We start from the raw sequence: 8,614 nt of genomic DNA, 5'->3' as shown, positions 1-8,614 counted from the left end.
TGGGGGAGGTAACTAACCGCCAATAAACTGGCAGCAAAAAACAGGAAACATCAGGTTATTAAAAGCATGCAATTGATTTACAAAAATTCATGAAGGAGGATGAGTCTATGCAGTAATACCCAGGCAATTGGTTTGGTAAATTTTTCAATCTTTCAATTAATATTTCAATTAACTTTAAGAGGTAATCAAAATGAACAAGTTTCTCACCACAGTCAACAACTCCATCCGTTCCTTCGCCAAAGACGAGGAAGGCGCTCAAGTTGTTGAGTATGCACTGATCATTGCTGTCGTGTCGATTGCTCTGGTTATAGCGCTTCAAGCGCTGGGTGGCGGCGCCTTTGCAACCTTCATTGCTCGTGTCGATGCTTGCTTGACAGGGCCAACTTGCACATAACCGAACGCAGCATCTTAAAATGGCAGTGGAATCACGATTTTTAACGATCGTGAATCCACTTGCCTGGCCAGCGCAGCGAATAAGCATATTTATTGAACCCAGTACAGATCTGAAGTGAAAAGCCGGCTTTGAACTTACGAAGGGACTGTCATGTTTATCCAATTTCTAAAAGAAGAAGATGGCGCTCAGGTCGTTGAGTATGCATTGATCATTTCAATGATCTCGATTGGCCTTATTCTGGCACTTCAGTCTTCGACGATAGCGGCCAGCTTTGGGAACTTCATTGGCCGTTTCACCACTTGCCTGACAACAGGGCCATGTATTTAAGTTTCGTGACCAAATTCCAACAGAGCTAAGAGGCATTCTCATGCGTAGTCTTGCCACTCGTCATCACCAGCAGGGGGCGATCATCGTCACCGTAGCCTTGGTCATGCTGTTCCTGCTGGGATTCATGGGAATTGCCCTGGACTTCGGCCGCCTTTTCATTGTGAAGACGGAACTGCAAACAGCCATGGACAGTTGTGCGCTCGCCGCGGCCCAGGAACTCGACCTGCAACCCACGGCAATCGACCGCGCCACCAGCGCCGGCCTGACCGCCGGCAACCTGAACCGCGTCAATTTCCAGTCAGCGACCTGGAGCGGGAAGGGTCAGCTGGTGACCGCCGAAATCACTTTCAAGGATCCGGGCTACGTAACCACGGCAGACCCCAAGCTTGCCCAATACGTGCAGTGCCAGCATGTCCAGCCCGCCATCCAGATGTGGCTGATGCAGGCCATGGGCGCCTTCTCCGGCAACACCACCGATGTCCCCAGTACCCGCAACGTGATGGCCAGTGCGGTTGCGACGCGCGCCCACGGCCAGACCACCTGTCCCATTCCAGTTGCGTTCAAGCCCAAAGCGGGCGGTACGGCGCCAAACTACGGTTTGACTCCCGGAGAGTGGGTCACCGTGCTGACAAGTCAGGGCACGACCCCAGGGGGTTACATCGGCTGGGCCAATCTGGACGGCTCGAACGATGCGGCGGAGACAAGGGCGGAAATGAATGGCAAATGCGGAACCCGCGTCAACGACACGGTGGGCACGCCAGGCACTCAGACCACGATTGCGGAAGACTGGAATTACCGTTTCGGTATCTACAAGAAGTTGCCTGATTTCAGCACGGATCCGAGCTACATGCGGCCGGATTTCACGGGCTACTCGTACACCGCGACCAACTGGACGAACACGGTTGCAATCAACGGTGATTTTCATAACAGCGCCTGGGATGGAACACCGGCTGCGGGATCACATGCAACGGCCCAGAACTTCGTGACCAAACGCGCGAATTTTGGAGCATGCGCACCCGACGGCAGTGTCAACAGCTGCGAGTCGATCAGCAATGTGACCTTGAATACCTTCAAGAAGCTGGCCGCTTCCGGAAACGGGCCCGCAAGCCACGGAGCTTGGGGAAGCAACCGGCGCATCGTCACGGTGCCGGTGACCGATGGCAGCAACAAAGTCATCGACTTCATCTGCATGCTCATGCTGCAACCCCTCAGTATTCCAATGGCGGATACCCAGCTGGAATTCCTGGGCAACGCGAGCCTTCCAACAAGCCCCTGCAGCTTCAGCGGCATGCCCGGCGGCGCGGCCGGGCCGCTGGTGCCGGCGCTAGTCCGATAGGAGAAAAACCATGAATCAACGACAAAAGGGCGTGGCACTGGTGGAATTCGCATTGATCCTGCCCTTCCTGCTGCTGCTGTCCATGATCACCACCGAGTTTGGCCGGGCGATGTACCAGTACAACACGCTGACAAAGTCTGTGCGCGACGCATCCCGCTACCTGTCGCTCCAGACCCCGGGTACAAAGATTACCGAGGCCCGCAACCTGATGGTTTACGGCAATACGGCAGGCACCGGAACGCCACTGGCCCTGGGGCTCACTACCGCGCATGTGCCGGATCCGACCTGGCAGACCGCCGGAACCAATCCGGTGATCAACACCGTCACCGTGCGGATCCAGGGCTACACCTTCAACTCACTGTTTCCCAGTGTCTTTGGCATCTCATTCGGCAGCATCCCGTTCACCCCTATCAGCGCGACCATGAGGAGCTATTTATGAACAAACGACAGTCGGGCGCCACCGCGGTCGAATTCGCGCTGGTGCTGGTCATTTTCCTGACTTTCCTGTTGGGAATCACAGACTTCAGCCGCATGCTTTTCACCTGGAATGCAGCGAATGAAGCCACCCGAGCGGGAGCCAGGTACGCAGTGGTTTGCGACGACACCGGAAATTCGGCACAGGTTCTTTCAAAGATGCAGGCGCTATTGCCCCAGATCCAGAGCATCAACCTGGATTGGATTCCTGCAGGTTGCACGGCAGCGACTTGTGAGGGGGTCACCCTGACCATTACCAATCTCGATTACCAGTGGATTTCCCCCATCGCAGGACTTGCGAGGCTGCCGGCCATCCGAATGCCTTCTTTTTCCACATTCCTGTCGCGGGAAGTCATGAGACAAGACCCTAACAGTCCTGCCATCTGTTCCTGACTTTTAGTGAAAGCAAAAAATGAAAATCGCCATCATTTCACCCAACAAGAATCACCTGCAAGACATGAGCCGGGTGCTTGAAGCGCACTCGCATGCCGTCACGCTCGTTGATGGCGGGAAAAGCCGAATGCGCGCGGTGGCCGAACAGGATCAGCCCGACCTGATGCTCGTTGATGGCATGTGCTGCGACCCCCATGAGCTGGTTCAGGTGGAATATGTCACCACGCACCATCCCAAAATCGCGGTCATCTTGCTCTGCGCGACCCAGTCGCCGGAATTCTTGATCAACTCGATGCGGGCCGGTGTGCGTGAAGTACTGCCCTCTCCCGTGACTGCGGAGGCGCTGCAAGCGGCGGTCAGTCGCATTGCCGCCAAGTTGATAAGCGCCCAAACCAGGGGCACCGGCAAGATATTGGCGTTCATGCCCTGCAAAGGTGGCAGTGGGGCTACCTTTTTAGCCACCAATCTTGGCTACCAGCTGGCAGAAACGAAATCTGTGCTGCTCATGGATCTGAATCTCCAGTTTGGTGACGCCCTGTCTTTTGTGCATGACGGCCCGCCCGCCTCCACGCTGGCTGATGTGGCGCATGACATTAGCCGTCTTGATGCGTCCTTCCTGGCCGCCAGTACCGTCAAAATTGCAGCCAACTACAGCATTTTGGCGGCGCCTGAAGACCTGACGAAAGCGATGGAGATCAAGCCGGAGCATATTGATGCCATCCTCAGTTTGGCTGTGACCCAGTATGACTTTGTACTGCTGGACATGAGCCGTAGCCTGGACACACTGGCCATCAAGGCACTGGACCGTGCCCATCGAATTTTTCCGGTGTTGCAGGCCGGACTGCCCAGCCTTCGAAATGCGAGCAAGCTTCTTGCCGTCTTCAAGTCACTCGGCTACCCCGCAGAGAAGATCGAGTTGATCGTCAATCGCTTCGAGAAGGGGGGAGAGATCAGTCTTGATGACATACAACGCTCGTTGGGCACGGCAAACCTGCGCACTGTGCCCAATTCGTACAAAGAGGTGAATGCGTCAATCAATCATGGCGATGCGTTGGCCGAAGTGACCCGTTCCAATGCGGTCACCAGGAATCTGGCTGAGTTTGCGTTGTCGCTGAGCCCAAAGCAGGAAGAAAGCCGCAGCTTGCTCGATCGCCTGTTAAGACGGGCATGAACCGCCCACGCCCTTTATTTCTTTTGCCATGTGAGGGAGCTAAAAATGTCTTTCCGGGAAAAACTCAATGCCGTCGCCGTGGAGCCCCTTGCGCAGCGACCGCTTCAAGTCGTCAATGACGCGAATCAGGGCCACGTTGCCAGTGAGGCCTACAAGGTATTGAAGGGCAGGATGCACCTCAAGCTGCTTGACAAGTTCGACCTGGCGGCTCTGGAGAGCTTGCCTCCGGCCATGCTGCGACAGGAAATCGCCACCATGGTGGAACGCCTGCTCCAGGAGGAACAAGCCGCCATCAATGACATTGAGCGACGCTCGCTGATCCGCGACATCCAGCATGAAATGCTCGGATTCGGGCCGCTTGAACTGCTGATGGCTGACCCCACGGTGTCGGATATTCTGGTGAACTCCTACCAGCAAATTTATGTAGAACGCAAGGGCAAACTGGAGCTGACCGGCGTCACCTTTACGGACGAAAAGCATCTGCTGCGCATTATTGACAAAATTGTGTCCCTGGTGGGCCGGCGCATTGATGAGTCCAGCCCCATGGTGGATGCCAGGCTGCCTGATGGGTCCCGCGTCAATGCGGTGATTCCACCGGTAGCGCTTGACGGGCCCATGATGTCGATTCGCCGGTTTGCGCATATTCCCCTGCGAATGGAGAATCTGGTGACGGAGCTCAAGAGCTTGACGCCAGAGATGGCCTTCATGCTCGAGGGTCTGTGTAAATGCAAAGTCAACATGATCATTTCTGGCGGCACCGGTGCAGGCAAAACGACTTTACTCAACATCCTGTCAGGCTACATCCCCGAATCAGAGCGCATCGTCACCATCGAAGATGCGGCCGAGCTTCAGATGCAACAACCGCACGTCGTGCGGCTGGAAACCCGGCCCGTCAATATTGAAGGCAAGGGTGAAATTACACAGCGCGCCTTGGTGCGCAATGCCCTTCGCATGCGGCCTGACCGTATCGTGATTGGGGAGGTCCGCGGCGCGGAAGCGGTTGACATGCTGCAGGCCATGAATACAGGCCACGAAGGGTCGCTCACCACCATCCATGCCAACACGCCGCGTGATGCCTTGTCCAGGCTCGAAAACATGATCGGCATGGCCAATCTCAACCTTCCCCACAAGGCTGCCCGGCAGCAAATTGCCTCGGCCATTACGGTCGTGATCCAGGGGCTCAGGCTGATAGACGGAAAACGCAAGATCACCAGCATTCAGGAGATCACCGGCATGGAAGGCGATGTCATCACCATGCAGGAAATCTTCACTTTCAGGCAAACCGGCGTCAGTCCCGAAGGCGAGGTGCAAGGCCATTTTCAGGCGACGGGCGTGCGGCCAAAATTCACGGAACGCCTGCGCTCGTTTGGGGTGGTGTTGCCTGATGCCATGTTTGACCCCGCCAAACACTACCAGTAAAAGGAGCGATCATGCTGCAAAACATCGGAGGCAATGCCTTCCTGCTGATATCGGTGCTTGTTTTTGTGGCGGTGCTGCTGCTGCTCGAAGGCGCTTACCTGCTGTGGAAGTCATACAAGGGACCCGAGGCCAAAAAGATTGAAAAGCGGCTGCAAGCGCTCTCAGCGTCCTCGGATCACACCCAACGGGCACAACTGCTGAAGCAAGGAATGCTCAGTGAGGTGCCGGCCATTGAGCGTTTCCTGCTGGGTATGGCCCGAGCGGAAGGGCTGGGCAGGTTCATCTACCAAGCGGGACTCGACTGGACCGTATCGAGGCTTTTATTTTCCTGCGCGGCACTGGGCGCCATCAGTTGCATGCTGATCGTTTATGTAGCGCACCAACCACTCTTGCTGGGTGCGGTGATGGGCGCCGTCTTTGCAGCCGCCCCCCTGTTGTATGTCAGCAATAAAAGAGCCCGCCGCTTAGGCAAGTTCGAAAAGCAGTTACCTGATGCGCTCGACCTGATCACCAGGGCATTGCGCTCTGGACATGCTTTTTCATCGGCCTTGCAAATGGTGGGCGACGAAATGGCGGAACCCATCGCCGGGGAGTTCCATGTTGTGCACGATGAAGTTAATTTTGGCGTCTCGCTGCAGCAGGCGCTGACGAACCTGAGCGTACGCGTCCCCCTTACCGATCTGCGTTACTTCATTGTGTCGGTACTGATTCAACGCGACTCGGGCGGCAACCTGACCGAGGTACTGAGCAATTTGAGCCGATTGATTCGGGAGCGCCTCAAACTGCTTTCAAAGGTAAGAGTGTTGTCCTCGGAAGGACGCTTGTCGGCCTGGATTTTAGGCATCATGCCTTTTGCATTGGCAGGCGTGATGTATCTTGTGAATCCAGATTTTATGGCGCCCTTGTGGAATGACCCCATCGGTATTTCCATCATTAAATACATGCTCATCCTGATGGTTTTTGGTGCGTTTATTCTAAGAAAAATAATCAAAATTCACGTATAAAGGAGACAGAAAATGTTATTACTTCCTGCCCTTATCTTCTTCGCGGTAACATTCGGTTTAATCGGGATTTTTCTCTGGCTAGTGCCTACCAGGACAGCGCAACGCCTGCAAGCCATGGCGGGGCCGGTTGAAAAATCCCGCTGGACAGAAACCTTTGTAAAAGTAGCCGGTCCGCTGGCGAAGCTGTCTTTACCCAGCGGGGATTGGGAAAAATCGCCACTACGGATCAAATTTTTCAATGCGGGCATTCGACATGAAGATGCGCGTCTGATTTATTTTGGATGCAAAACTTTACTGCCAATTTTCTTTGCAGGCCTGGCCTTTCTGGCACTTAGAACCATGGATCAAACGGGTATGACGTTTCTGTTTTACCTGATGCTTTCAGCCCTGCTGGGCTGCTATTTGCCCAACATTTTTCTGCATTTTAAAATTCAGGCACGTCAACGTGAAATTTTCGAAAACTTTCCTGATGCGGCTGATTTGATGCTGGTTTGTGTGGAAGCCGGTCTGGGCCTGGATGCGGGTCTGACCAAAGTCGCGGATGAAATCCAGATAAAAAGTGTTGCCCTGGCCGAAGAACTGCATCTGACCAATCTGGAAATGAGGGCGGGCGGCACCCGGGAGAAATCTTTGAAAAATCTCGCGCTTCGCACCGGTGTGGAAGAAATAGGCACCTTTGCCGTCATGCTGATGCAGGCAGACAAGTTCGGAACAAGCATTGGCGAGTCGCTGCGGGTGTTTTCCGATGATCTGCGCCACAAGCGGCAGGTACGCGCCGAGGAACTGGCCGCCAAAGTGCCTACAAAAATGTTGTTTCCACTGGTGGTCTGTATTTTTCCATCCATCATCATGGTCATCATGGGGCCGGCAGCTATTCAGGTTATTCGAACCATGCTGCCGATGCTGGGTGGCAGGGGGTAGGCGCAGAGAAATGAAGTCAACACGACTGTGGATGTTTTAAAAATGGCTAGTGTGCAACACCACACTAGGCCCCAGAATTAGCCATGGGAGTGATATTAGCCAGTTGGTGCTTGACCGCATAAACATACAACTCAAGGCGATTGCTGACGCCCAGCTTTTGGTAGATGGCTGTCAAATGATTGCGCAAGGTATGCTCGGATATAAAGAGCCGCTGGGCCAGCGCCTTGTTCAGAGCGCCACTGCCTTCGACAATGGCATGAATGATTTTTCGCTCCCGGGCGGTAAGACTCGCCTGTTTTTCGGCTTCGGGGTCGGGCTTGTCGGCCGCTTTGGGGCTCATGAATCCGCTGAACACCCTGCCGAGCGTTTCGCGATCAAGCCATAGTTCACCCTCGGCCGTTTTTTCAATGGCCTTCAGCACGTGTTCCGCCGATGCGTCCTTGCGCAAAACCCCGCGAGCGCCACGGAAAACCGCCAAATCCAGCGTCGCCTGGTCACGCGCTCCTGTGAAGATCAAAATACGCGAGGCTGGATGCGACAGCATAGCGGGCAGGATGTCGAGCGCACTTGTTCCCCCCAGATCAAGATCCAGCAAAACAACGTCGGGACACAGCAAACCGGTTTTCGCGATCGCCTCATCGCACGTTTGTGCGGTCCCGACCACTTCCATCCGTGGTTTTTCACTTTCGATCAATTTAACGAGCCCCCACAGCATGGTCTGGTGATCGTCAACGAGCAGGACGCGAATCGTTTTTATCGGCAGTTTCATGTTGACACCTTTTAAACAGGTATTTCGACGTGGACGACCGTGTTGCCACTCGCCCCCTGCGCTACATGCGCTTTTCCTCCCAGCCCGGCAACCCGCTCGCTAATAGAGCGCGGCGTGAAATCAATGGAACCTGGATCGGTGCATTCATTTTCAATTTGAATCTTGAGCCACCCATAAATACAATGAACTTTGACAGATCCGCGTTGCGCCAGGGTATGTTTGCAGATATTACTCAAGCCCTCACGCACGAGTTGCAAAACTTCCGTAGCCAAGCGATCGCTTACCTTCAATTCGCTCTCCATGGAGATGGTGATGTCAATCCCATAGAACTCCCTGACTTGCGCCGCCTGCTGATTCAAAGCCGAAAGAAGTATCGGTTCAGTCTGCCTCGATCCAGCATTAAACG

The 8,614-nt window shown here is 54.6% G+C and carries 10 protein-coding genes and 1 pseudogene; 9 read left to right on the top strand and 2 right to left on the bottom strand.

Translation table 11 applies throughout. The features are described from left to right. The first annotated feature begins 190 nt into the window (after positions 1-190). The 9 genes from Q8K05_RS00330 to Q8K05_RS00290 all read left to right on the top strand — a co-directional run bounded on the left by Q8K05_RS00330 (position 191) and on the right by Q8K05_RS00290 (position 7,439). Positions 191-394 (top strand): Flp family type IVb pilin, encoded by a 204-nt coding sequence (locus tag Q8K05_RS00330; protein ID WP_305244564.1) that lies wholly within the window; start codon positions 191-193, stop codon positions 392-394. A gap of 150 nt (positions 395-544) precedes the next feature. Continuing rightward, positions 545-721, top strand: a complete 177-nt coding sequence (locus Q8K05_RS00325; RefSeq protein ID WP_305244563.1) for a Flp family type IVb pilin — start codon at positions 545-547, stop codon at positions 719-721. Positions 722-761: 40 nt separating this feature from the next. Then, entirely contained in the window at positions 762-2,057 is a 1,296-nt protein-coding gene (locus Q8K05_RS00320) for a TadE/TadG family type IV pilus assembly protein (RefSeq protein ID WP_305244562.1), read from the top strand. Between the two features lie 10 nt (positions 2,058-2,067). Then, the gene (locus tag Q8K05_RS00315; protein ID WP_305244561.1) at positions 2,068-2,496 is read left to right on the top strand and encodes a TadE/TadG family type IV pilus assembly protein; all 429 of its coding nucleotides are present in this window, start codon (positions 2,068-2,070) and stop codon (positions 2,494-2,496) included. Then, positions 2,493-2,924, top strand: coding sequence for a TadE/TadG family type IV pilus assembly protein (locus tag Q8K05_RS00310; protein WP_305244560.1), 432 nt, complete (start codon positions 2,493-2,495; stop codon positions 2,922-2,924). Before Q8K05_RS00315 ends, Q8K05_RS00310 begins: the two co-directional genes overlap by 4 nt. A 19-nt stretch (positions 2,925-2,943) precedes the next feature. Further along, positions 2,944-4,095 (top strand): AAA family ATPase, encoded by a 1,152-nt coding sequence (locus Q8K05_RS00305; protein ID WP_305244559.1) that lies wholly within the window; start codon positions 2,944-2,946, stop codon positions 4,093-4,095. 45 nt (positions 4,096-4,140) lie between these two features. Then, positions 4,141-5,514: a CpaF family protein gene (locus Q8K05_RS00300; RefSeq protein ID WP_305244558.1), complete on the top strand. Its 1,374-nt coding sequence runs from the start codon at positions 4,141-4,143 to the stop codon at positions 5,512-5,514. A gap of 11 nt (positions 5,515-5,525) precedes the next feature. Beyond that, on the top strand, positions 5,526-6,518 hold the full coding sequence (locus Q8K05_RS00295) for a type II secretion system F family protein (protein WP_305244557.1): 993 nt from the start codon (positions 5,526-5,528) through the stop codon (positions 6,516-6,518). A gap of 12 nt (positions 6,519-6,530) precedes the next feature. Further along, positions 6,531-7,439, top strand: coding sequence for a type II secretion system F family protein (locus tag Q8K05_RS00290; protein WP_305244556.1), 909 nt, complete (start codon positions 6,531-6,533; stop codon positions 7,437-7,439). A 64-nt stretch (positions 7,440-7,503) separates the two neighbouring features. On the opposite strand, the gene Q8K05_RS00285 is transcribed toward Q8K05_RS00290, so the two are convergent. Both Q8K05_RS00285 and Q8K05_RS00280 read right to left on the bottom strand, forming a co-directional pair. Then, positions 7,504-8,208: a response regulator transcription factor gene (locus Q8K05_RS00285; RefSeq protein WP_305244555.1), complete on the bottom strand. Its 705-nt coding sequence runs from the start codon at positions 8,206-8,208 to the stop codon at positions 7,504-7,506. 11 nt (positions 8,209-8,219) lie between these two features. Next, a pseudogene (locus Q8K05_RS00280) lies at positions 8,220-8,614 on the bottom strand (histidine kinase); the annotation flags it as partial.

Origin of the sequence: Polaromonas sp., from assembly GCF_030682935.1 — a bacterium.
Lineage (GTDB): Bacteria > Pseudomonadota > Gammaproteobacteria > Burkholderiales > Burkholderiaceae_C > Polaromonas.
This window is presented reverse-complemented; position numbering and strand designations above follow the sequence as displayed.